Genomic DNA, 23,515 nt, shown 5'->3' with positions numbered 1-23,515 from the left:
CTCTCGGAACCGGCCTCGCCATCTGACGTTGTCGAGGCGAAACCGAGGGGGGCGATCATCGCAGCGGAAATCTCGCAACAATTGAAATGGGGCACGCGCGGCGGCTATGCGGCGCGTGGCGTCGTCTATCTGGTGGTCGGCATCCTGGCGGTTCTTGCCGCGATCGGGTCCACGCAGGCGGAGAACACGCGCGGCGCGCTCCGCGAAATCCTCACGCAGCCGCTCGGCGGTGTGCTTCTTGGCGTGGTCGGCATCGGTCTTGCCGCCTTCGGGCTCTGGCGCTTCGCCCAGTCGTTCGGCGATCTCGACGATCATGGCAATGATGCCAAGGGCCTGCTTCTGCGCTTTTTCCTGTTCTGCAGCGGCGTCATCCATATGGGCCTTGCCGCCTTCGTGGTGAGTTTGCTTTTCGCCATTGGCGGCGGCGGGGGCGGCGGCTCCGGCGATCCGACGTCCGGCTGGCTGACCTGGCTTTTCGGTCAGGCCTGGGGACGCTGGGTGGCTCTTGCCCTCTGCCTCGTGCCGGTCGGTATCGGCCTTGCGCATCTCTATAAGGGCTGGTCAGCCGGCTACGAAAAATACCTCGATCTCGACCGCGACAAGATGAAGATGGTGAAACCCGTCTGTTCGCTGGGGCTGATGGCGCGCGGCGTCATCTTCATCGTGATCGGCGTTCTCGCCTTCTATGCGGGCGGCATCTACGACGCCTCGAGTGCGCCGGGCCTCGAAGACGCGCTGAGCTATATCCAGGGCCTGCCCTTCGGCACCGTTCTCTTGTTGCTGGTGGCGCTCGGCCTCGTCGCCTTCGCCGGCTATTGCTTCGTGGAAGCCGCCTTCCGCCGCATCCGCATGGGCTCCGTCACCGTCTCTGACCCGATGCCCCAGTAAAGCCGGCGTCGAGCACGCCAGCTTCAAGTTCAAATCGTTGACGAATTCGGGCGGAGCATGTCTCCGCCCGAACCTTGCCGTTCGCCTCAGCGGCAGAGCCTGCGCGGCCCGTTATAGGGGCGGTAGGTGCCTGTGCGCGGGTCGAAGCTGCGGTATTTCGACGAACAATAGGCATACCATTCGCGCGTCCACGGGCGCGGTGCGCCGTAGCGGACCGGGGGTGGGCCGTAGTACCGCGGGCGTGGGCCCCATCCCGGCGGAGGCGGTCTGCGCCAACGCGGCGGCGGGCCATAGCGCGGCGGCCCGTAACGGGGAGGACCGTAGCGAGGGCGGTAGTAGCGGGGTGGTCCGTAGCGCGGAGGTGGCGGCGGTCCCCATTGCACCGGCTGCACGATTTGTGCGGCGTCAGGCGGCGCGACCGCAGGGGCTGAAACCGGTGCCGCCGAGGCCGAGGGGATGCTCCAGGCAAGGCCGATGGCAAGACAGCAAATTTTGACCGTGAGGCTCTTCAATCGCATTGTTCACTCCCAGGTCTTGGGCCGGCATTATACGCCGTCTGCCGAGAGTGTTCCCGAGGTATGTCAAAGCGAAGGCGCTTTTGACGCGCGCGGGGCCTGCACGCCATTTTTTCCTGAACCCGTCGGAAAGTGGCCGATGCGGGCTGTCGCGCTCAGGCCGGCCGTTCGATCGCCATCGCCGTCGCCTCGCCGCCGCCGATGCACAAGGAGGCGATGCCCCGCGTCACATCGTATTGGCGCATCGCAGCCAGAAGCGTCACCAGAACGCGTGCGCCGGAGGCCCCGATCGGATGACCGAGCGCGCAGGCGCCGCCATGCACGTTCACCTTCTCCTGCGCCAGGTCGAGATCGCGCATCGCCGCCATCGCCACGACGGCAAAAGCTTCGTTGATCTCGAAGAGATCGACGTCGCGCAGATCCCAGCCCGTGCGTTGGACGAGTTTCTCGATCGCGCCGATCGGTGCCGTCGGAAAGAGATTGGGCGCCTGGGCGTGTGTGGCGTGCCCGGCGATCACGGCAAGCGGGGTGAGCCCGCGCTTTTCCGCTTCCGAACGGCGCATGAGAACGAGCGAGGCCGCTCCGTCTGAAATCGAGGAGGAATTGGCGGCCGTCACCGTGCCGCCCTCCCGGAAGGCGGGCTTCAGGCTCGGGATCTTGTCGATCCTCGCTTTGGGCGGCTGCTCGTCCTGGCGCACGGTTTCCTCGCCCTTGCGGGTCTTCACCGTGACCGGCACGATCTCGTCTTCAAAACTGCCGTCGGCGATCGCCTTTTGCGCTTTTTCCAGCGAGGCGATGGCAAAGGCATCCTGATCGGCGCGGGTGAACTGATAGGCCTCGGCGCAATCCTCCGCGAAGGTGCCCATGAGACGGCCCTTGTCATAGGCGTCTTCCAGGCCATCGAGGAACATGTGGTCGATGATCTTCTGGTGGCCCATGCGATAGCCGGAGCGCGCCCGGTCGAGGAGATAGGGAGCGTTCGTCATGCTCTCCATGCCGCCGGCCGCGGCCACTTCGACAGAGCCGGCGAGGAGCGCGTCGTGGGCGAGCATCGCCGCCTTCATGCCGGAGCCGCACATCTTGTTGACGGTGGTGGCGCCGGTGGCGAGCGGCAGACCCGCGGCGAGCGCCGCCTGACGCGCGGGCGCCTGGCCCTGACCGGCACTGAGGACGCAGCCGAAGATCACCTCGTCGATGGCCTCCGGCGTGACCCCGGCCCGCTCCAGCGAGGCTTTGAGGGCAGCGGCGCCGAGCTCTGGAGCCGTGGCATCCTTGAGATCGCCCTGAAAGCCGCCCATGGGCGTGCGGGCGGCACCGACGATGACGACAGGATCGGGATTTTGCATGGCATGTCTCGCTTTCTGACGCGGGCGGCAAGAATGCCGTGCGCGGAAGCGCACGGGCTGAGTTCGGACAAGAGGCCAGAAGGCCGGGAGTTGGCGGACAGGAGCGGGCGGCCAGCTCGGAGCCGCTGGCTCAGGCGGCGTCGCTGTCGGTCTTCGCCTTCTCGCGGTTGCGCAGCATGAAGCGCTGCAGCTTGCCGCTCGGCGTCTTCGGCAGAGCCTCGGTGAACTCGATCTCGCGCGGATAGGCGTGCGCGGAGAGCCGCTCCTTGACGTAGAGCCGCAGCTCTTCGGCGAGCTCCGTGGAAGCTTCCGTCCCCTCGCGCAGCACCACATAGGCTTTGACGATCTCGGTGCGCTCCGGATCGGGCTTGCCGATGACCGCCACCTCGATGACGGCCGGATGCTCGATGAGCGCGCTTTCCACGTCGAAGGGGCCGATGCGATAGCCCGACGAGGTGATCACGTCGTCGGCACGACCGACGAAGCTGATGCGCCCGTCCTCTTCCATCTCCACCGTATCGCCGGTGCGGTAATAGCCGTCGGCGATCGCCGGCGTCGGCTGCTGCCAGTAGCCGGAAAACCAGAGAAGCGGTGATTTCGCGATGTCGACGGCAAGGATGCCGGGCTTGTGTGCCGGCAGTTCGCGGCCGCCATCGTCGAGGACGGCGACGCGGTAGCCCGGCATGGCATGGCCGGCGGAGCCCGGATGCACATGGTGACGGAGGCGGTGGTGGTTGTTCACCACCATGCCGAGTTCCGTCTGCCCGTAATGATCGTGGATCGGGGCATCAAGATGCTCGGCGAACCAGCGAATGACTTCCGGGTTGAGAGGCTCGCCGGCGCTCGAGACGGCGCGGAGCTGGCCTTTGACCTCGGCGGCGGCCTCGGGTCCGGCGGCGATCAGAAGCCGGAAGGCCGTCGGCGAGCCGGCGAGATTGGTGATGCCGTAGCGCTTGATGATGTCGTAGGTGCTCGCCGCCGTGAACGGCCCGTCATAGAAAGTGGTCGCATGGCCGAGGACGAGCGGGCCGGTGACGGCGTAATAAAGGCCGTAAGCCCAGCCCGGATCGGCGATGTTCCAGAAGACGTCGTCCGCCCGCAATTCCACGGCATCGCGCATATAGACGAGGAAGGCGGCAAGCGCCTTGAGCGGCACCGGCACGCCCTTGGGAAGACCCGTCGTGCCGGAGGTCGACATCATCAGGAAGAGATCATCACCGCGGCGCATCACCGGCGCAAATTCCTCCGACTGGCGCGCCATGGCGCTGTCGAAGTCGATGTCGCCCGATGACGAGGCCGTGCTGTCCCCACCACCGACGAGGACGACGCGGGGAAGAGCCGCGATCCCCTCGAGCTTGCCGCGATTGGCCGTGTCGGTCACGACGAGGCGGGCGTCCGACATCTGGAGCCGGTGCTCGATCGCTTTCGGGCCGAAGGCCGTGAAGAGCGGCTGGTAGACGGCGCCCGCCCGCCAGGTTCCGAGAATGATGGCAAGGAGTGCCGGCGTGCGCGGCAGCATGCCGGCGACGACATCGCCCGGCTTGACGCCCTCCTCGGCGAGAAGATTGGCAAAGCGCGCCGAGAGCTTTTGCATCTGCGCGAAGCTGTAGGTCTCCTGACGGCCATCGGCGCTGATATAGTGAAGCGCCGTGCCGCCGCCGGCCACATGCCGGTCGCAGCATTCGACGCAGGCGTTGATCCCAGTTTCGAGATCGCCCGAGAGAAGCTTCGTGATGTCGTCGAGACGAAAGTTCGCGATCGCTTCGGCATAATCGTCGCGGTCTTCGCTGCCAGAAGGCGCGGCCATATCTGTCCTCCCTGAGTTCCTTTCCGCGGCGGCGGAGGAACCGTGTTCTTTTGTGAAGTCAGGTTAGCGATGAAGAGATGTGGCGTGCGATGACCGAATTGCTCTAATTTCGTGATCGGTTTTACCACTTTTGGGGAGTGGGCTTGATTGGAACGGCGCATGATCGCCCCGTGTTTCGTCGAAGATGCGCTCGCCTGTCTGGACCGGCGCGGCATCGCGCGAGAGCCGCTTCTGCGCCAGGCCGGCCTGCCGGCCATCGTGGTGGAGCCGGTGTCGGCAGAGCAATATGGTGCGCTCTGGCTGGCGGTGGCGCTTGCGGTCGATGACGAGTTCTTCGGCGAGGCGGCAAGGCCGATGCCGCGCGGCAGTTTCACGCTTCTGTGCCATGCGATCCTGTCGGCCAAAAGCCTGGACCAGGCACTGCGGCGGGCGCTGCGTTTTCTGCGGGTCGTTCTGGAAGACCCTTATGGCGAGCTCTGCGTTGCCGACGGGCTTGCCGAAATCGTCCTCAAGGACAAAGCCGGTCCGCGCTCCGCCTTCGCCTACCGCACCTATTGGATCATGGTGCATGGGCTCTCCTGCTGGCTGATCGGGCGGCGCATTCCGCTCCGCCGGGTCGACTTTCGCGGACCTCCGCCACCATATGAGGCCGAATACCGCTTGTTCTTCGGCGCGCCTGTGCGTTTCGATCAGCCGGAGAGCGGGCTCGTCTTCGATGCCGATTTCCTGAAGCTTTCACCGATCCGCGACGAGCGGGCGCTGCGCGAGTTCCTGCGCCAGGCACCCGCCAACATCCTGGTGCGCTACCGCCACGATGCCGGACAGGCGGCGCGGCTGCGCGAGCGCCTGCGGGCGATGCCGCCCTCGGCCTGGCCGGGCTTTGAGGAGCTCGCGGCGCAGATGCGTCTGCCCGCCTCCACCTTGCGGCGGAAACTGCGTCTCGAAGGCCAGACCTACAACGACATCAAGGACGAGCTGCGCATGGCGGTGGCGACCCAGGAGCTTCTCCACGGCCATTCAAAGGTCGGAGAGCTTGCCGCCGATCTCGGCTTTTCCGAGCCGAGCGCCTTTCATCGCGCCTTTCGCCGATGGACCGGCAAGAGCCCGGGCGAATTTCGCCGCGAGGCCAGAAAGCCTGAGCCCCGATCGCCCGGCGAGACAGGTTCGGCGCCGAAGGGGACGCTCTGAAGGCGCGACGAATCCGCCGCGAACGGGGCGTTTCGCGCGACTTTTGGATCTTCCATCATGGACAAGGCGTTCACCTGCTGTACCTAGCTGGTGGTTGACCGTTGGATGAGCTGCGGGGGAATGGGATGCAATCCGGGGAGCTTGCCTCGATGCTTCGGATTTTCCGGCGTTCGCACCGCGCGCCGATGGTCGCGTCACCCATCGTCGGAGATTTTGGAGATCGTCCATGAAAATTCTCATCGCCCTGGCTGTCGCGGCCGGAACGTTCGCCGCCAGTAGCGCCTCCGCCCAGGTGGTCGTCTCCTCCAAGATCGACACCGAAGGCGGCGTCATCGGCAACATCATCCTGGAAGTCCTGAACGATGCCGGCATCGAGACGGAGAACCGTCTGCAGCTCGGCGCGACGCCCGTGGTGCGCAAGGCGATCACCGCCGGCGAGATCGACATCTATCCGGAATATACCGGCAATGCGGCCTTCTTCTTCAACCGCGCCGACGAGCCGGTCTGGACGGATGCCGAGAAGGCCTACGACATGGCCAAGAAGCTCGACGGAGAGGAAAACGACATCGTCTGGCTGACGCCGGCGCCGGCCAACAACACCTGGGCCGTGGCGCTTCGAAGCGATGTGGCAGAGGAGAACGGCATCACGACCTTCTCCGATTTCGGGAAATGGGTGAAGGATGGCGGCGACGTCAAGCTGGTCGCCTCCTCGGAATTCGTGAACTCCGCCGCGGCTCTGCCGGCCTTCCAGAAGGCCTATGACTTCAAGCTCAATTCCGATCAGCTCATCGTGCTCTCGGGCGGCGATACGGCGGCCACGATCCGCGCGGCGGCGCGAGAGACGAACGGCGCCAATGCAGCGATGGTCTACGGCACCGACGGCGCGATCCAGGCGGCCGGCCTGCAGGTTCTGGAAGACGACAAGGGCGTGCAGCCCGTCTATCAGCCGACCGCGATCATCAGAAAACCCGTTCTCGACGAGCATCCGGAGATCGCCGAGCTTTTGAAGCCCGTATTTGAGGCCCTGACGCTCGAAACGCTGCAGAAGCTCAATGGCCAGGTGCAGGTCGAGGGCCAGCCAGCGGGCGATGTGGCGCATGAATTCCTCGTCTCGCACGATTTCATCGACGGCTGAGCCGGGCTTTGTGATCCCGCGTCCTGACAAGCTCGGCGCGCCCATGGGCGCGCTGCTGGCGGTGGCGCTCGCTTTGCCTTTGGCGAGCTACCGGGCGAACCGGATCGCGCTCGCCGAGGCGCGCGGGCTTTTCGAGGCACTGCCCGCCGTCTGGGCCGTGGCGCTGCTCGCCTGCGCGGTCACCACCATTGCCGTCGCGCTCTTCGTGCGCCCGCCGGCAATCCGGCTCGCCGCCCCGGCGCTGACCCTGCTTCTCCTCCTGATCGCGATCGGTGTGTCGGCGCGCATGCTGATGGCGGACGGAGCCGATTATGCGCGCGTGGCGCCGGGAGCGGGCTTCTGGCTCGCGGGCTTTGCGCTCTCGATCCTGATCACCGATGCGATCGTCAGGCTGAAGCCCGGCCCGCTCCTGAGGCTCGGCGTGTTTGCGCTTGCGGCGGCCGCGATCGGCGCAATCCTCATGACCGGGGAATGGGACGCCTTGTCGATCCTTGCCGAATATCGCGGGCACGCCGCGACTTTCTGGCGGGAGGGCGCGCATCATCTGCAGCTGGCCTTCGGCTCGCTCGCCGTCGCCATCGCCGCCGGTGTGCCGATCGGCATTCTGATCCATCGCTCCGAACGCTTGAAAGGCCCGGTCCTCAGCACCTTGAGCCTCATCCAGACGATCCCGTCGATCGCGCTCTTCGGCATGCTGATCGTGCCTTTGAGCTGGGTGGCGGCGAACGTGCCGGGCGCCTCCGAAATCGGCATTCGCGGCATCGGCATGGCGCCGGCCTTCGTGGCGCTGTTTCTCTATTCGCTGTTGCCGATGGTGGCGAACACGGCCGCCGGGCTTTCCGGCGTGTCGCCGAGCGTCACGGAAGCGGCTGCCGGCATGGGGCTGAAGAGCCGTCAGCGGCTCATCTCCGTCGAACTGCCGCTCGCTTTGCCGGTCATTCTGACGGGCGTGCGTATCGTGCTCGTGCAGAATATCGGCCTCACCACCATCGCCGCGCTCATCGGCGGGGGCGGTTTCGGCACCTTCGTTTTCCAGGGGCTCGGCCAGACGGCGACCGACCTCATCCTTCTCGGCGCACTGCCGACGGTGGCGCTGGCATTTGCCGCCGCCGTCGTGCTCGACGCCGTCATCGACGTTCTCCCCGGAGCAAAGGCATGATCCGCATCGAAGGCCTCACCAAGGAATATGCCGGCACTGCCGTCGTTCGCGACGTGTCGATGGAGATCGAGGCGGCGACGATCACGGTGATTGTCGGCACGTCCGGCTCGGGCAAGTCGACATTCCTGCGGATGATCAACCGGCTCGTCGAACCGACACGGGGGCTGGTGGAGATCGACGGCACCGATACGCGGCAGATGAAGGCCTATGAGCTCCGCCGCCGCATCGGCTATGCGATCCAGGATCACGGGCTTTTTCCGCATTGGACGGTCGCCCGCAACATCGCCACCGTGCCGAAGCTCCTGGGCTGGGATCGCAAGAAGATCGACGCACGCGTGCACGAGCTTCTGGAGCTCCTGCAGCTCGATCCCGACGAGATCGCGCCGCGCTATCCGCACCAGCTCTCGGGCGGTCAGGCGCAGCGCGTCGGCGTCGCCCGCGCGCTTGCCGCCCGTCCCGACATGCTTCTGATGGACGAACCGTTCGGGGCGCTCGATCCCGTCATCCGCGCCAAGGCGCAGACCGATCTCAAGAGCATCCAGGACCGCCTCGGCTCCACCATCCTGCTCGTCACCCACGATATGGCCGAGGCGATCAGGCTCGGCGACCGCATCGCCGTGATGAGCGAGGGGCGGGTGGAGCAGCTCGCGCCGCCGGCCGAAATCCTGACCCATCCGGCAAGCGATAACGTCCGCAACCTCGTAGGGGACGACGACCGGCCGTTCCGCTATCTCTCGCTCATCCCGGTCAGTGAGCGGACCGAGGAAGGAACCGCAGAAGGAACGCCGATTGCCGCCGATCGCTCGCTCTATGATGCGCTGGCGGAAATGATCTGGAGTGGTCGCGAGGTTCTGCCGGTGGTCGGTGAGGACGGGTCGGCGCGCGGTCTCGTGCGGCGAGGGGCGCTTCTCGATGCAGCGCGATCGGTGGCATGAGCCGGCCTTTCGTCCTTCTCCTGCGGCTTGCGCTCGTGGCGCTGGTGCTCGCCTTCCTCTTCGTCCCGGAGGCGTTCAGGCCGCTGCTTGAGCCCTTTGCGCCGGTGGGGGCGCCGGCGATCTATGACCGCGCGAGCCTTCTCGACCTCACCATCTCGCATCTTTTGATCGTGGTGGCGGCGATCGTGCCGGCGACGCTCATCAGCGTGGCGCTCGCAATCCTGGTGAGCCGGCCGATCGGGGCGGAATTCCTGCCCCTGTCGCGTGCCATCGTGAATATCGGCCAGACCTTTCCGCCGGTGGCGGTGCTGGCGCTTGCCGTGCCGGTCGTCGGCTTCGGCACCTGGCCGACATTGATCGCCCTCTTTCTCTACGGGCTTCTGCCGATCTTCGAGAACACGCTCGCGGGCTTGACCGGCATGCAGCCGGCCGTCGCGGAAGCGGCGAAGGGGACGGGCATGACGGGGCGGCAGAGGCTTTTTCAGGTGGAGCTGCCGCTCGCTCTGCCCGTGATCCTCGAAGGCGTGCGCATTTCGCTTGTGATTGCGCTTTCGACGGCGACGATCGGCTCCACGGTCGCCGCCAAAGGCTTAGGCGAGGTGATCATCGCCGGGCTCAACTCCAACAATCTCGCCTTCGTGCTGCAGGGCGGCCTTTTGACCGGCGCGCTCGCCGTCATCCTCTATGACGGTCTCGGTGAAATCTCGCGGATGACGGCCGCCCGTAGCTAAACAGAGGCGTCTTGCGATATGGCCTTCCGGGCGGAAGGAATTGTGATGAAAGACGACAGGACAACCGACATAGCCGGCGTCGAAGACGCGCTGAACCGCCTCGAACAGCTTTACGAGGCCGCCGTCCAGGAGCTGCGGGACGCCATCGCGCTCTTTGCCAAGGACGGTACGCCGCCCGATCCGGCGGCCCGCGAGGCGGGCCTTTTCTGTTATCCGGAGCTGCGCGTCAGCTGGGACGGGGCGCCGCCGCGCAGCTTCAAGCCGCGCGCCTATGGGCGTTTCACGCGCCCGGGCGGCTACACGACCACGATCACGCGGCCGGCGCTCTTTCGCAACTACCTCGCCGATCAGCTCGCCATTCTGGCCGAAGATCACCGCGTGCATCTGAGCGTGCGTCCGTCGTCCCAGGAAATCCCCTTTCCCTATGTCCTCGAGGACGGGGATCTCGTGCTCGACCGGGCGACGACGCTCGAAATGATCCGGCATTTTCCGACGACGGAACTCGCTCTGATCGGCGATGAGGTTTCCGACGGGCTGTTTGCCTCCGCCCAGGAGATCCCGCTGTCGCATTTCGATGCGCTGCGCACGGATTTTTCGCTGGCGCGGCTGAAGCATTACATGGGCACGCCCGCCGACCACGTTCAGCCCTTCGTTCTCTTCACCAATTACAGCCGCTACGTCGACGAGTTCATTCGGTGGGCGTGTGAGCAGGTGCGCGATCCGGAGAGCCCCTATGAGGCGCTCTCCTGCGCCGGCGGCAGTCTCGTGACGAAGGAGACGGAGGATCCGGAGCGGGCGATCTCCGAGCTCGCCTGGAAGAAGCACCAGATGCCGGCCTATCACCTGATGGGGGCGGGTCGTTCCGGGATCACGCTCGTCAATATCGGCGTCGGACCGTCGAATGCGAAGACGATCTGCGATCATCTGGCGGTGCTGCGCCCGCATGCCTGGCTGATGATCGGCCATTGCGCCGGCGTGCGCGAAAGCCAGTCGATCGGCGACTATGTGCTCGCCCACGCCTATCTGCGCGACGACCACGTTCTCGATGCCGTCTTGCCGCCGGATATCCCGATCCCGAGCCTCGCCGAGGTGCAGCGGGCGCTTTACGATGCGACCAAGCAGGTGAGCGGCATGCATGGCGAAGAGGTGAAGCTGCGGCTCAGAACCGGCACCGTCGTCACCACGGACGACCGCAATTGGGAGCTGCGCTACACCGCCTCGGCGCACCGCCTCAATCAGAGCCGGGCCGTCGCCGTCGATATGGAGAGTGCGACGATCGCCGCGCAGGGCTACCGTTTCCGCGTGCCCTACGGGACGCTTCTCTGCGTCTCCGACAAGCCGCTGCACGGCGAGATCAAGCTGCCGGGGCAGGCGAACCGGTTCTATGAGGGAGCAATCTCAGAGCATCTGCAGATCGGCATCCGCGCCGTCGAGCTTTTGCGCCGCGAGGGAGACAGGCTGCATTCGCGCAAGCTGCGCGCCTTCGACGAGCCGCCCTTCCGCTGAGCGCCCGAGATCCGGTGAGCGCCCGAGATCTTACTGGAGACAGGCCGGCCGGAGCCGGCCTGCAGGATCAAAACGCGCGCGACCGCCTTTAGTGGTTTGCGGCGAAATCCTCGTCGATCGCATCGGCGAGCGCGGCGAGCGTCGGGAAATGGAAGTCCGGCTTCGTCACTTCCTTCGGCACCGGCGTGCCACCGAAGCCTTCCTGGCCCTGCCGCCGCTCGATCCAGCAGACGGAATAGCCGAGTTCGCGGGCCACGCCGATGTCGTGATACTGGCTCTGCGCCACATGCAGAATTTCCTCCTGCTTGTAGCCGAAGGCCGACTGGCGGCCGCGGTTGAAGTCGAAGAAGCGCGGATCGGGCTTGGGGATGCCCACCTCGTCGACCGTCACGCCGTCATGGAAGGGATGGCCGAGGGTATGCGCGTAGCTCGTGAAGACGACGCGGTCGGTGTTGGTCATCGCGACGAGCCGGAAACGGGTGCGCAGGCGCTTCAGTGCCTCGGCGGAATCCGGGAAGGCCGGCCAGTTCAGGACATGCGCCTGGAACGCGGTGGCTGCGCCCTTGCTGGTGTCGAGCCCGAGCTTGCCGGCAACGTGCTGATAGACGTCTTCCATCACCTGACTGGAGCGGCCCGGATAAATGTGGCGGGCCTCGATGTAGGGAACGAAGATCTCGTCGTCGCTGAGATCGCGGGCCGCCGGTCCGCCGAACGAACGAAATCCGTCGAGCAGACCTTTCTCGAAATCGATGAGCGTTCCGACGACGTCGAATGTGAGAACCTTGAAGTGGGAAAATCGCATGGCGTGGCCTTTCTTGGGGGAAATTGCAGAAGCTGGTGCTGCCCGCTCAAAGCGGGCTGCAGATGCGGACCGCATCGAGCATGGCGGCGTGGATGTTGCGGCTTGAAACGGCATCGCCGATGCGGTGGACCTCGAAGCCGGCGCCGTCCCGGAAGGGCTGCGGTTGCAGGCTGATGAAGGTCTCGATGTCGGTGATGCCGTCATTCTTGGAAGTCGTGCGCAGCTCTTCGAAGAGTTCGTTCATCGGGATGCTGCCCTGCTCGACGATCACCTGGTCGACGAGAACGGAGGTCTCCTCCCGCGACAGCTCGTTGAGGAGGACGGCTTCGAGGCGGTTGTCCTTGCGGGTGACGGCGACGAGGCGGGTCTCCGAAACGGGCGTGACGCCGAGGGCGAGGAAGCGCTTCTTCCAGCGCAGCCGCTCCGCATAGGTGAGCTCTTCGCAGATCGTCACATCGATCGTGGCATAGGTGACGTTCGCCCCGGCCTCCTTCGCCTTCTCGGCGGCAAGCGGCCCCGGATGACGGCCGGTGCCGTCATAGACGAGGACGTCGCGCCCGATCGGCACCTGGCCTGAAAGGATGTCCCAGGTGCTGACGCAGAGATCGTCGCCTTCAAGAAGATCGATCTGCGGCAGGCCGCCTGTGGCGAGAATGACGACGTCGGGGGCGAGCGCCTTGATGTCGTCGGCCTCCATATAGGCGTTGGTGTGGATCTCGACGCCGAGGCGCGAAAGCTCGGCGACCCGCCATTCCACGATGCCGATGAGATCGCGGCGCCAGGAGCCGGTCGAGCCGAGAAGAACCTGCCCGCCGACATCGGCCGCGGCTTCGTAGAGCGATACGTCATGGCCGCGTTCGGCCGCGATGCGCGCCGCTTCGAGCCCGGCCGGGCCGCCGCCGATGACGACGACCTTGCGCTTCGGCCCGTCCGTCGGGCGGATGACGTGGCTCAGCTTCGTTTCCCGGCCGGTGACGGGGTTGTGCAGGCAGGAGGGGCGATAGGGCGACTGGCAATGCGTGGCGCCGACGCAGGGGCGGACGTCCTCCTCGCGACCGGCGGCAAGCTTGGCGACGAGATGCGGATCGGCGATCTGCGCGCGCGTCATCCCCGCCATATCGAGCTTGCCTTCGGCAACGGCAAAGCGCGCCGACGAGATGTCGGCGATGCGGGCGGCATGGAAGACCGGCAGGCCGATCTCGGCCTTGAAGGCGCCGACCGGCTCGACCCAGGGCGCGAGCTTGGAGCCCATGCCCGGCATGTTCTCTTCCGCGAGCGCCCGCGTCGTGTCCATCGTGCCGTAGATGGCGTTGAAGAAATCGACGGCGCCTTCGCGCTTCAAAAGCAGCGCCGCCTCGACGCAATCGTCGAAGCTGAGGCCGCCCTTGGTCGCTTCGTCGACCACGTAGCGAATGCCGATCAGGAAATCCTCTCCGACCGCCTCGCGCATCGCCGCATGCACCATCACGGCAAAGCGGCAGCGGTTTTCCAGGCTGCCGCCGAAGCGGTCGGTGCGCCGGTTGGTGAGAGGCGAGAGGAACTGGCCGATCAGATGCCCGGCGGCGAGCGTCTCGATGCCGTCGAGCCCGCCCTCCTTGCAGCGGCGCGCGGCGGCGGCATAGGCCTTCACGACACGCGCGATGTCGTGTTCGTCCATCTCCTTCGGGATGCTGCGGTGCAGGGTTTCGCGCAGCGGCGAGGGGGCGATCGTCGGCAGCCAGTCGCCGGCATAGGGATCGCCGCGGCGGCCGAGATGCGTGATCTGGCACATGAGCGCCGCGCCTTCCCCGTGCATGCGTTCGCTGAAGCGCCTCAGATGCGGAATGATCGCGTCGTCGCCGACATTGAGCTGACGAAAAATGTTCGGGGAATCGCGGTCGACGTTGGACGAACCGCCGAACATGGACAGCCCGATACCGCCCTTGGCCTTTTCCAGATGATAGAGCTGGTAGGCCTCCTGAGGCATGCCGCCGGATTCAAGCCCGCAGGCATGGCTCGTGCTCATGATGCGGTTGCGGAATTCGACATGCTTGATGCGCAAAGGGCGCAGGAGCGGATCCTTGTGGGCGGGATCGCCTTGCAGCGGCGTTTGGCTGAGTGCGGTTTCAAACATCCATTTCTCTCTTTGACGAAGGCATAGCGATCCCTTCGGCGCGACGGGGTCCGTCACGCCGTTGCGACCGCGAGGCCGAGGGCGATGCGGCTAGACGACTTGGCTAAGGAAGCGCTGGGTGCGCTCGTCCTTGGCGCGGGTGAACAATTCTTCCGGCGGACCGTGCTCGACGATCACGCCTCGGTCGGTGAAATACACGTGGTCCGCCACCTCCCGGGCAAAGCCCATTTCGTGGGTCACGAGGATGCAGGTCATGCCTTCGGCCGCGAGCTCCTTGATGGTGAGGAGCACTTCCTTGACCGTTTCCGGATCGAGCGCCGCCGTCACCTCGTCGAAGAGCATGACGTCGGGGCGCATGGCGAGGCTGCGGGCGATCGCCACGCGCTGCTGCTGGCCGCCGGAAAGATGACCGGGATAGACGTCTTCCTTGCCGCTCAGACGCACTTTCGCGATGAGAGCGCGGGCGCGCTCCTCCACCTCCTTCTTCGGCTCTTTGAGAACCTTCACCGGCGCCATCATGACGTTTTCGAGCGCCGTCTTGTGGGGGAAGAGATTGTACTGCTGAAAGACGATGCCGACCTTCTTGCGCAGTTCCAGGAGGTTGAGGTGGGGGTCGTTGACCTCCTGGCCTTCGACCTTGATCGAGCCCTGCTGGATGTTGTTGAGGCCGTTGATGCAGCGGATCAGCGTCGACTTGCCGGAGCCCGACGGGCCGATGATGCACACGACCTCGCCCTGGCGGACATCGAAGCTGACGCCCTTCAAGACTTCGAGCTCGCCGAAGGATTTGTGAACGTCGTGCACCTCGACGAGCGGCATGTCCGGCGTCCAGGCCGGCGTATCCGGGCCAGACGCAGTTTTCTTAGGTCTCGACAGCATATTTTCGCTCGATCGCTCGGGTCCAAATCGAAATCGGGTAGATGTAGGCAAAGAAGAGAAGCAGCAGGAACAGATAGAACGGCACGAGGAGTTCCGGCCGCGCGCCCGCCGCTTCCATCGCCGCCTGCGCATTTCCGACGGCTTCGCGCACGCCGAGAATGGAGGCCATCGGCGTCGCCATGGCGAGGAGCGCGTACCAGTTCATCCATGGCGGGATCGCCCGCTTCACGCATTGCGGCAGGATGATCCAGCGCAGCGTCTGGCCGCGGGTGAAGGCGAGGCTTTCCGCCGATTCCCACTGCCCGCGTGGGATGGAAACGATGGCGCCGCGCACGATCTCGCTGACATTCGCCATCACCGGCAGCGAGAAGGCGATCGTCGCCTTGATCCAGTCGGAGAGGATCAGGTTTCGCCCGCCCGGCAGCTCCACCTCGAAAGGGACGAGGAGCATGACGACGAAGAGGATGACGAGCCAGGGCGAGTTGCGGAAGAGATGCGTGATGATCCAGGCCGGCGCGCGCAGGAGGCGGCTGTGGCTGAGCTGCAGCATGCCGAGCGCGATCCCGAGAACCGTCGCGATCCCCATCGCCAGGAAGCTCATGACGAGGTTGAGGATGAAGCCTTTCAGAATGAAGGGCATCCACTCGATGAGTGTGGCGATTGCCGAGGGTGTCTGCGGCGCCGCGACGCCCTGAGCCTGTGCTGCGGCGAGGCTCGCGAGAAAGATGCCGAGAAGCAGGAGGCCCTGCCAGCCGCGGATCGAGCGGCTTGGGAGGAAGGCCGAGAGCGTTTCGGCGTCGATGCGGAAGGGGCGGACTGTCTTCATTGTCCATATCCCGGCAGCGCCAGATGTTTTTCGAGCCAGTGCAGGCCGGCGGCGATCAGGCTGACGATGATGACGTAGAAGAGGAACAGGACGAGCATCATCTCCGGCACGTTGATGTTGTCCGACCAGACCTGATTGAGCGTGTAGGTCATTTCTGGAACCGAAATGACGTAGGCGAGCGAGGTCGTCTTCGCGAGGCTGACGAGGTTGTTGGTGAGCGCCGGCAGGCTGATGCGGAAGGCGAGCGGCAGGGTGACGTAGGCGTAGGTCTGCCAGCGCGAGAAGCACAGGCTTTCCGCGGCTTCGGCCGTCGACTTCGGCACCGCCTCGATGCCGGAGCGGAAGATTTCCACGTTGAAGGCGCCGCCGAAGATGCCGAGCGACAGGATCGCCCAGGTGAAGGAGGAGATGAGCGGCTCGTAATAGCCGCCCATGTCGACCTGCGGCGTGAAGGCGCCGAGGCCGAAATAGAAGAAAAGGAGCTGGATGAGGGGCGGCGTGTTGCGGAAGAGCTGAATGTAGCCGTTGACGACGCCCCTCAAGAGCCTCGAGCGCGAGGTTTGCACCCACGCGCCCAGAACCCCGATGACGAGGGAAAGCAGAATGGACCAGAAGATGAGCTGCAGCGAAATCGCGATTCCGGAGACGAAACGCTCGTATTCATAGCGATCGTAGAAGACGATGAAGTTGAGGCCGGTCTCGTCGTAGAGCCGCTGGAACAAAGGCGCGATGAGGCTGAACAAGCTTATGCCCTGCAATTAATACTGACTTCCCCTGGTCTCGCTACGGGTGCTTATTGTCCGTCGAGGTAGCTTTCGTCCCATTCGAGACGCTTGTGCTGTTCGGCGAGCCAATCGGACGGCTTCACGCCCCACTTCTTTTCAAGCTCGAGGAGCTTGCCGCCGGCCTGCCAGCGATAGGCCATGCCGGTCATGAAGACGCCCCAGGGCTTGTCGAGCTCTTCGATCGGCACGGCGGAGGCCCAGGGATTGTTGAAGAGGACGGAGACGGGCATTTCGTAGCCGTCCCATTCGCCGGAGGCGAGGTCGGCCATGATGGAGGCGTCGTCATAGAGCCACGCGACGCATTTGCCGGCTCGAAGGGCGGCCTTGCCTTCCGTATTGCCGGTGAAAGCGACGAGACGCGGCCCGTATTCGCGCTGAACCTGCTTGTTGTAATTGGCGCCCTGCTTGGCGCAGATCGGCTTGTCCTTGATGTCTTCCCAGCTCGCAATGGCACCTTCCTTGGCCATCAAGGTCGGGCCGGAGGTCCAGTAGGCAGGCTCGATGATGCCGATGATCTTGCGGCGCTCGGCGGTGTCGTACATGCCGCCGATGATCACATCGATCTTGCCCTGCTGCAGGAACTGCATGCGGTTCGCGGAGGTGACGACGACCGGTTCGAGATCGACGCCGAGCGTATCGGCCACGCTTTTTGCGAGATCGATTTCGATGCCTTCCTGGGTGCCGTCGGTCGAGGGGAACGACCAGGGCTTGAACGCCCCGAGCACGCCGACGCGGACCGTGCCGCGGTCGAGGATTTCCTGCAGTCGTCCGTCAGCCGCCTGGGCCGGGGCCGTGGCGGCGAGGAAGGTCGCGCCCGCCAATGCGGCGAGGACGGGGAGGCCTAGGACTTTCGCTATCGATTTCATGGCTGCATGTCTCCGGTTGAGGCTGGCATTGCGGTCGATCGATCGTTCGGGCGCAAACCGGTGCGAAACACCGTCCGCTGGTAGTTGAGGAAGCCCTCGACTTCTTCGGCTGTTCGTTCGGGCGTCCATTCGAGGAGATCGGCCACCGACCGGGCGGCCTCCTCCACATCTTCGCGTGCGAGATGGCGGCGCCAGGCAAGGGCCGTGCGCGTGTAAAGAATGCCTTTGAGGTCGCGGGCATGTTCGTGCGTGACGGCGTGGCGGAAGGCGGCGCGCCGGGCGTTGCCGGCGGGTTCCGGCTGCGACAGCCGCGGCGACGTCTCAGAAATCCGCCAGGGCGATTGCCTCTTGCCGTTCGCGTGCGGAGCCGGGCCGAGAACCGCTTCAGCACGTTTGCGCAGTACCCGGCCGGCGCTGCGATGCGACATCACCGGCCCGGCGGTCATGGCGAAGACGTTGGGCATGCCCTTTCGCGAAAGATCGTGGATCTCGCGCGAGCGGCGGCCCATCGGTAGCTCTTCGTCGAAGGTGAGGGGCCTGACCCCCGCCCAGGTGAAGGCGATGTCGGCACGGGTGAGGTTCAAGCCCGGCAGGAGATAATTGGCTTCGCCGAGAAGGAAATCGATCTCGTCGTCGGTTGCGGCAATATCCTTGGCGTCGCCGTCGAAGGGCGTTTCCGTCGGCCCGAAATAGAAGAAATCCTCATGCGAGGGCAGGGCGTAGAAAGGCATGCCCTGCCGGTGCATGGTGGCGATGCCGTAGCCCTGATAGCGCTCCGGCAGGCGCACCATCATATGCGCCCCCTTGGTGCCGCGGATCAGCCGCTCGGGCCCTTCGCGCGGGGCGTCATGCGCGCCGGGACCAGCCTCCGCATTAACCTCGTCGATCCAGGTGCCCGCCATGTTGAAGACGAGGCGGGCCTTTGCCGTCGCGACCGAGCCGTCCTTGGCTTCGAGCCGCAGGATCCAGCGTTTTGCGGCATCCCTCTCGACGAGCTCCGCGCGGCAGAAGTTCTTGACGACCGCGCCCTCCGCTTCCGCTTCGAGCGCGGCATCGACGCAGAAGCGTTCCGGCCAGTCGAAGACGTATTCGCGGTAGGTCGCCACGGCCTTGAGGCGGTCGAGGTCGCGCAGATCGCCCGCAAAGGTCAGGTGCCGTTCGAAATCTCCGGTGATCTTGCGGTATTCGAGAGGCGGCGCGCCGGGGCCGATCCGCTCCAGGAGCCTGAGCCCGACATCGAGATGCCAGCTCTTCACCGGGCTTTCGGGATAGACCGGGAAGCACATCGTGAGCGGTTTCACGCCGTCGGCTGCGGTCTCGGCGATCTCGTGGCGGGCCTCCATGCCGGCGCGCGCCATCTTCAAGGCCTGCACAAACCGCTGCGGATGCAGGCCGAAGGCCGCGACCGGGTTTTCGGCCTCGAAGTAACGCAGCCCGCAATGCAGCATCCGCGAAGAGCGGCTGCTCGCACCGGCGGCGAAATCTTCCTTGTCGCAGAGAAGGACAGAATAACCCGCTTCGGTCAGTTCCCGAGCGGCACTTGCTCCGTTGATCCCGGCTCCGATGACAGCGACATCGCATTCAAGCCCGTCAAGGTTCGCAAGGGTGCTCGGCATATACTTCCCGGTGAGGCGACTTTCTGTCGCGACTATGTCGATAGACTCGAAATGTTCAAAATTAAAAATATGTCGATGGTTATGCGCAAAAGGCATACCGAGATCGGGATGCGGCGCCCGGGTCAGGACGGAACCTCGGCAAGCACTTTGTCCCGCTCCGCTTTTGCCAGCACGAGCATGCGCTCGACCGCCGGGCTTGCCGCACGAAATTGCGGCCGAAGCAGTGCTACGCTGAAAGGAATGGCCGGGCGGAAGGGAATGAGGCGGATGCGATCGTCGCGCTGAAGGATTGCCGTGTAGGGATCGATGACGGCAATGCCGAGGCCCTGCTTCACCATCTCATAGGCGGCGCCCGAGAGGCTCGTTTCGCACAGCGCCTCCACGCGCACCCCGGAAGTGATGAGTGCCTGATCGAGAAGATGGCGCGCCGCGACGAAGGGCGTCCAGTAGATGAGGGGCCCTTTGGCGAGGTCGGCCGGCCCAAGACAGGAGCGATCCGCGAGATCGTGGTCGCTCGGCACCGCCGCCACATAGGGGGAATCGGAGAAGATCTCGGTATCGAAGCCGGTTCGACGAACCGGCATCTCGGCAAAGCCGAAATCGACCTGCTGGCCGGCCGCCCACTCCTCCACGGTGGGTGACATGCGGATGGCGAGGCTGACGCGGGTGCCGGGCCGCTCGTCGCGGAATCTTGCGATGACGCGCGGCATGAAGCTGAGCCCAAGGGCCGGAAGGATGGCGAGGTTGACCTGGTCGCCCTGGCCCTTGGCGAGCCGGGTCGCGAGCGCCTGCAGGGAATCGAGCGAGACATAGGCGCGCTCGACCTCGTCGAGCAGCCGGCGCGCCTGCGGCATCGGCATGATCAGGCCCTTGCGGCGCTCAAAGAGGGTGAGGCCGAGATCCGCCTCCAGCCGGTCCAGCATGCGGCTCACCGCCGGCTGGCTGCGCCCCAGAACTTCGGCGGCGCCGCTGACGGTGCCGGTCATCATGACGGCGCGGAAAGCTGCGAGCTGTTGAAGGTTCAAGGCTGCCTCGCTTCAGGTGAGATCGATCCGACAGAACAGAAAGTCGGCAATTCTCTCATCATCGAGGTCGACGCCGAAGCCCGGCCGGTCGTCGACGGGGAGGCAGCCGTTTTGGACCCGCGGCTCGAGCGGGTCTTGCAGCACTTCCACATAGCCGGGCACCCGCGCCCAATAGGGGAAGTGCTCCTGGACGTAAAAATTCGGGATCGAGGCGCTGAAATGCGCACCGATCGCTGTCGACAGCGAGCTGGCGCAGATATGCGGCTGGACCTTGAGGCCATAGGCTTCCGCCATCGCGGCGATCTTGCGAGCCTCCCAGATGCCGCCCGTATTGCCGAGGTCGGGCTGCAGGATGGCGACGCTGCGGCTTTCCAGGAGATCGCGAAAACCCTGGCGGCCATAGAGGCGCTCGCCGACGGCGATCGGCTGCGACACGCGCTCCGAGATGAGCTTGAGCGCATTCAAATCGTCGGGTTCGGTCGGTTCTTCGACGAAGGCCACGTCGTATTTTTCGATCTCGTGGCAGAAGCGGATCGCATCGAAGGGCGTGAGGCCAGCGGAGAGATCGAGCAGCAATTCGACATCCGGCCCCACCGCTTCGCGCACCGCAGCGACAAGGGCGACACCTCGCTTGACGAGATCGGGATCGTCGCTGCCGCGCAGGGAGGGATGGCGGAGGCGTCCGTCGTCGAGGATTTCTGCGAAGGGATAGAATTTCAGGCTGGAATAGCCGTCAGCGACGGTTCGCTCGGCGGCCGCGGGCAGTTCTCGATCCGAGCTGCAGCCGAAATACCAGCCATTGGCATAGGTTCTCAGCGTGTCGCGCATTCGCCCGCCCAAGAGCTCGTAGACAGGAACGTCGAGGCTGCGTGCCTTGATGTCGATGAGAGCCTGTTCGATGGCGCTCAATCCCGCATGCAGGATCGGCCCGCCGCCCTTCGCCCAGAAACTGAAATCCTTGATGCTCGCAGCGATGCTTTCGGTGCGATAGGGATCGACGCCCCCACGTAGAAAGCGTTCGGCGAGCTCCTGCAGCATCGCCGCGGCGGCCTTGGCGCCGACACCATAGGCGACGGCAGCTTCTCCGAGGCCGACCACACCGCTGTCGGTCGTCAGGCGCAGCAGCACCGGATTGATACCGCCGCTTTTGAGCGCGAAGATTTCAGCAGACTTCAAAAACATGATCGCAGGTGCCGCTCTGTTGTGGATGGCATTGCGGTCAGTCTCTGTTGTGATCGATCGTTTGGCCAGTCTCTTATTTGACTAAAAGAACAATCGTGGGATTGCCTTCAAGGGGCTGTTCGCGTTTGCGCGTCACGCCGGTGCGGCTTCGGAACGGGGCAGCGTGAAGCGAACCTCGAAACCCTCAGTCTTGCCGGGGATCGGCGAGGCGAAGGCGAGCTCGCCGCCGCCGCGCTCGGCGATGGTGCGCACGATGGCAAGGCCGAGGCCGCTGCCATCCTTCTTGTCGCTGGCGCGCGCAAAGCGGGTCGTGAGGCGGGCTAGATCCTCTTCCGCCACCGGCGGGCAGGCATTGGCGACCGCCAGGATGCCGGCCTGCGACAGCGCGATATCGACCGGTTCGCCCGCACGTCCGTGCTTCAGGGCGTTTTCGATGAGGTTGCGGCAGAGAATGCCGAAAGCGTCGCGTTCGAGGTCGGACAGGACCGGCTCGTCCGGCATCTCAAGATGCAGGCGGGGTGCTGCGCCGATGCGGGCGAAATCATCCGCGACGAGCTTCAGGATCGGCCGCATATCGGCGGGCGTGTCGGTGCGCAGCCTGGCGCCCTCGGCACGTGCGAGCTGCATGAGTTTTTCCGACAGGAGATTGAGCCGCTTCAGCGTTGTCTCGATCTCCTTCGCGCGCTCGGCAGCACTTGCGTCCTTAGTTTCGGCGCGCAGCCTTTGGGCCTGCGCGATCGCGCCGGCGACCGGCGTGCGCAATTCATGCGCCGCGTTGGCGGCGAAACTCCGTTCCGCCTCGAAGGCGGCACGCAGTCTGTCGAGAAGCTGGTTCATGCCCTGAACGATCGGCTCAAGCTCGCTCGGCAGGCCCCGATCCGAAAGCGCTGCAAGATTGCGGGCGCCGCGTTGCGCGAGATCGGCGCGCAGCCGCCGGACAGGCCGCAGGCTGGTGCGCACGGCAAAGAAGATCGCCGCCAGGCTGAGCGGGATGACGATGACGAGCGGCAGCCCGAGCGAGAGAAGCATCTCGCGCGCCATGGCGGTCCGGTGGGAGAGGGGTTCGGCAACCGCGATCGTCAGCCCGTCGCGACCGGCCGCATCATAGTAAAGGCGGTGCGTCGCCGTCTGTCGGAACCCCTCGCGGGTGAAGGGAGGAAAGGCCTCCTTGTCGGCATTGGCCGAGCGCAGCACCGTCTCGCCCTTCCGGTCGCGCACAACCCAGGTGAAGAAGCGGTCGTCCTTGTGCAGCCGGGCGATGCGCTCCGCTCGTGCCGGCCCGCCACGGCGATCACGGCGCTCGTCGTCTCGGGATGCCTCGTCGCGCCGATGTGCGCGGCGGCTGTGCATGGCGAGCGGCAGTATGCGCTGGGCCGCGTCCTTCAGCGCCGCGTCGAAGAGCCCGTCCATTTCGTGACGGAGCTTTTCGGCCGTGAAGCTTGCCGCCGCGAGCCACAGGATCGTGACGGCGAGACCGAGCGCGAGCGCGAGGCGAAGCTGAAGGGAGCGCGGCGCGTTCATGGATGGCCGAGACGGTAGCCGAGGCCGCGTTCGGTCTCGATGATGTCGCGGCCGAGCTTCTTGCGCAGGCGGCTGACATGCACCTCAATGGCGTTGCTGTCGACCGTATCGTCGAAGGAATAAAGCCGCTCTTCCAGCTGGGCCTTGGACAGGAGCTGGCCCGGGCGCTGCACAAAAGCTTCAAACAGCGCCCATTCGCGGGCCGTCAGCGCCACCGCCTTGCCGTCGCGGTGGATGCTGCGGGCGGCGAGGTCGATGTCGAGCGGCCCGAGCGTCACGATGGGATTGGGATTTCCTGAATAGCGCCGGGCGACGGAGCCGATCCGCGCGGAGAGTTCGTCGAGATCGAACGGCTTGACGATGTAATCGTCGGCGCCGGCATTGAGCCCGTCGATGCGGTCGGAAATCTGGTCGAGCGCCGTCAGGATGATGACGGGCGTGACGGCCCCGCTCGTACGCAGGTTCTTGAGAAATGGCACGCCGCGCCCGTCCGGCAGCATGAGGTCGAGGAGGATGAGATCGAAGATTCCGGCGGAGAGCGTGTCGCGGGCGTCGTCGAGGCGTGTGACCCAGTCGACGGAATGGCCGTCGGCCTTGATCTGATCTCGCACCGCGGCCCCGAGAACCGTGTCGTCCTCGATGAGAAGGACGCGCATTCCAATCCACCTTCTGTTCTGCTTCCGACGTTCT

At 65.2% G+C, this 23,515-nt stretch carries 21 protein-coding genes; 7 read left to right on the top strand and 14 right to left on the bottom strand.

Going from position 1 to position 23,515, the window contains the following annotated elements; genetic code table 11:
• Positions 1–81 precede the first annotated feature (81 nt).
• On the top strand, positions 82–888 hold the full coding sequence (locus tag NYQ83_RS07660) for a DUF1206 domain-containing protein (protein ID WP_261213736.1): 807 nt from the start codon (positions 82–84) through the stop codon (positions 886–888).
• Between the two features lie 86 nt (positions 889–974).
• Here NYQ83_RS07660 and NYQ83_RS17775 read toward each other — a convergent pair whose 3' ends face one another.
• The 3 genes from NYQ83_RS17775 to NYQ83_RS07645 all read right to left on the bottom strand — a co-directional run bounded on the left by NYQ83_RS17775 (position 975) and on the right by NYQ83_RS07645 (position 4,556).
• On the bottom strand, positions 975–1,406 hold the full coding sequence (locus tag NYQ83_RS17775; RefSeq protein WP_128292240.1) for a BA14K family protein: 432 nt from the start codon (positions 1,404–1,406) through the stop codon (positions 975–977).
• Positions 1,407–1,558: 152 nt separating this feature from the next.
• Positions 1,559–2,749, bottom strand: coding sequence for an acetyl-CoA C-acyltransferase (locus NYQ83_RS07650; RefSeq protein ID WP_261213734.1), 1,191 nt, complete (start codon positions 2,747–2,749; stop codon positions 1,559–1,561).
• 130 nt (positions 2,750–2,879) lie between these two features.
• A complete protein-coding gene (locus NYQ83_RS07645) occupies positions 2,880–4,556 on the bottom strand; it encodes an acyl-CoA synthetase (RefSeq protein WP_261213733.1) in 1,677 nt (558 codons plus the stop codon).
• Positions 4,557–4,703: 147 nt separating this feature from the next.
• Here NYQ83_RS07645 and NYQ83_RS07640 point away from each other — a divergent pair, with 147 nt between their 5' ends.
• The 6 genes from NYQ83_RS07640 (at position 4,704) to NYQ83_RS07615 (ending at position 11,210) form a co-directional block, all read left to right on the top strand.
• The gene (locus NYQ83_RS07640) at positions 4,704–5,744 is read left to right on the top strand and encodes an AraC family transcriptional regulator (protein ID WP_261213732.1); all 1,041 of its coding nucleotides are present in this window, start codon (positions 4,704–4,706) and stop codon (positions 5,742–5,744) included.
• Positions 5,745–5,970: 226 nt separating this feature from the next.
• Complete coding sequence (locus NYQ83_RS07635) at positions 5,971–6,879, top strand: ABC transporter substrate-binding protein (RefSeq protein ID WP_261213730.1); 909 nt, start codon at positions 5,971–5,973, stop codon at positions 6,877–6,879.
• Positions 6,842–8,038 carry an ABC transporter permease gene (locus NYQ83_RS07630; protein WP_409976961.1) on the top strand — a complete coding sequence of 399 codons (1,197 nt, stop codon included), beginning with the start codon at positions 6,842–6,844 and terminating at the stop codon, positions 8,036–8,038. Before NYQ83_RS07635 ends, NYQ83_RS07630 begins: the two co-directional genes overlap by 38 nt.
• Positions 8,035–8,973: an ABC transporter ATP-binding protein gene (locus NYQ83_RS07625; RefSeq protein ID WP_261213728.1), complete on the top strand. Its 939-nt coding sequence runs from the start codon at positions 8,035–8,037 to the stop codon at positions 8,971–8,973. Before NYQ83_RS07630 ends, NYQ83_RS07625 begins: the two co-directional genes overlap by 4 nt.
• Positions 8,970–9,704 carry an ABC transporter permease gene (locus NYQ83_RS07620; RefSeq protein ID WP_128292246.1) on the top strand — a complete coding sequence of 245 codons (735 nt, stop codon included), beginning with the start codon at positions 8,970–8,972 and terminating at the stop codon, positions 9,702–9,704. The genes NYQ83_RS07625 and NYQ83_RS07620 overlap by 4 nt, the downstream gene beginning before the upstream one ends.
• Before the next feature lie 45 nt (positions 9,705–9,749).
• Positions 9,750–11,210: an AMP nucleosidase gene (locus NYQ83_RS07615; protein WP_261213726.1), complete on the top strand. Its 1,461-nt coding sequence runs from the start codon at positions 9,750–9,752 to the stop codon at positions 11,208–11,210.
• Positions 11,211–11,298: 88 nt separating this feature from the next.
• On the opposite strand, the gene NYQ83_RS07610 is transcribed toward NYQ83_RS07615, so the two are convergent.
• The 11 genes from NYQ83_RS07610 to NYQ83_RS07560 form a co-directional block, all read right to left on the bottom strand.
• Complete coding sequence (locus tag NYQ83_RS07610; RefSeq protein WP_128292248.1) at positions 11,299–12,012, bottom strand: HAD-IA family hydrolase; 714 nt, start codon at positions 12,010–12,012, stop codon at positions 11,299–11,301.
• A gap of 46 nt (positions 12,013–12,058) precedes the next feature.
• A complete protein-coding gene (locus tag NYQ83_RS07605; RefSeq protein ID WP_128292249.1) occupies positions 12,059–14,125 on the bottom strand; it encodes an NADH:flavin oxidoreductase in 2,067 nt (688 codons plus the stop codon).
• 90 nt (positions 14,126–14,215) lie between these two features.
• Positions 14,216–14,944 (bottom strand): amino acid ABC transporter ATP-binding protein, encoded by a 729-nt coding sequence (locus NYQ83_RS07600; protein ID WP_261213722.1) that lies wholly within the window; start codon positions 14,942–14,944, stop codon positions 14,216–14,218.
• Positions 14,945–14,987: 43 nt separating this feature from the next.
• Complete coding sequence (locus NYQ83_RS07595; protein ID WP_261213720.1) at positions 14,988–15,830, bottom strand: amino acid ABC transporter permease; 843 nt, start codon at positions 15,828–15,830, stop codon at positions 14,988–14,990.
• Complete coding sequence (locus NYQ83_RS07590) at positions 15,827–16,573, bottom strand: amino acid ABC transporter permease (RefSeq protein ID WP_261213719.1); 747 nt, start codon at positions 16,571–16,573, stop codon at positions 15,827–15,829. Before NYQ83_RS07590 ends, NYQ83_RS07595 begins: the two co-directional genes overlap by 4 nt.
• A gap of 50 nt (positions 16,574–16,623) precedes the next feature.
• Positions 16,624–17,481: a transporter substrate-binding domain-containing protein gene (locus NYQ83_RS07585; protein ID WP_261213716.1), complete on the bottom strand. Its 858-nt coding sequence runs from the start codon at positions 17,479–17,481 to the stop codon at positions 16,624–16,626.
• Positions 17,478–19,097, bottom strand: coding sequence for an FAD-dependent oxidoreductase (locus NYQ83_RS07580; protein ID WP_261213714.1), 1,620 nt, complete (start codon positions 19,095–19,097; stop codon positions 17,478–17,480). Before NYQ83_RS07580 ends, NYQ83_RS07585 begins: the two co-directional genes overlap by 4 nt.
• 122 nt (positions 19,098–19,219) lie before the next feature.
• Entirely contained in the window at positions 19,220–20,122 is a 903-nt protein-coding gene (locus NYQ83_RS07575; RefSeq protein WP_261213712.1) for a LysR substrate-binding domain-containing protein, read from the bottom strand.
• A gap of 12 nt (positions 20,123–20,134) precedes the next feature.
• On the bottom strand, positions 20,135–21,304 hold the full coding sequence (locus tag NYQ83_RS07570) for a mandelate racemase/muconate lactonizing enzyme family protein (protein WP_261213710.1): 1,170 nt from the start codon (positions 21,302–21,304) through the stop codon (positions 20,135–20,137).
• A gap of 132 nt (positions 21,305–21,436) precedes the next feature.
• Complete coding sequence (locus NYQ83_RS07565) at positions 21,437–22,825, bottom strand: sensor histidine kinase (RefSeq protein ID WP_261213708.1); 1,389 nt, start codon at positions 22,823–22,825, stop codon at positions 21,437–21,439.
• Positions 22,822–23,481 carry a response regulator transcription factor gene (locus NYQ83_RS07560; protein ID WP_128292258.1) on the bottom strand — a complete coding sequence of 220 codons (660 nt, stop codon included), beginning with the start codon at positions 23,479–23,481 and terminating at the stop codon, positions 22,822–22,824. The genes NYQ83_RS07565 and NYQ83_RS07560 overlap by 4 nt, the downstream gene beginning before the upstream one ends.
• Positions 23,482–23,515 lie beyond the last annotated feature (34 nt).

It is taken from the genome of Afifella sp. JA880 (assembly GCF_025379905.1).
Taxonomy (GTDB): domain Bacteria; phylum Pseudomonadota; class Alphaproteobacteria; order Rhizobiales; family Afifellaceae; genus Afifella; species Afifella aestuarii.
This window is presented reverse-complemented; position numbering and strand designations above follow the sequence as displayed.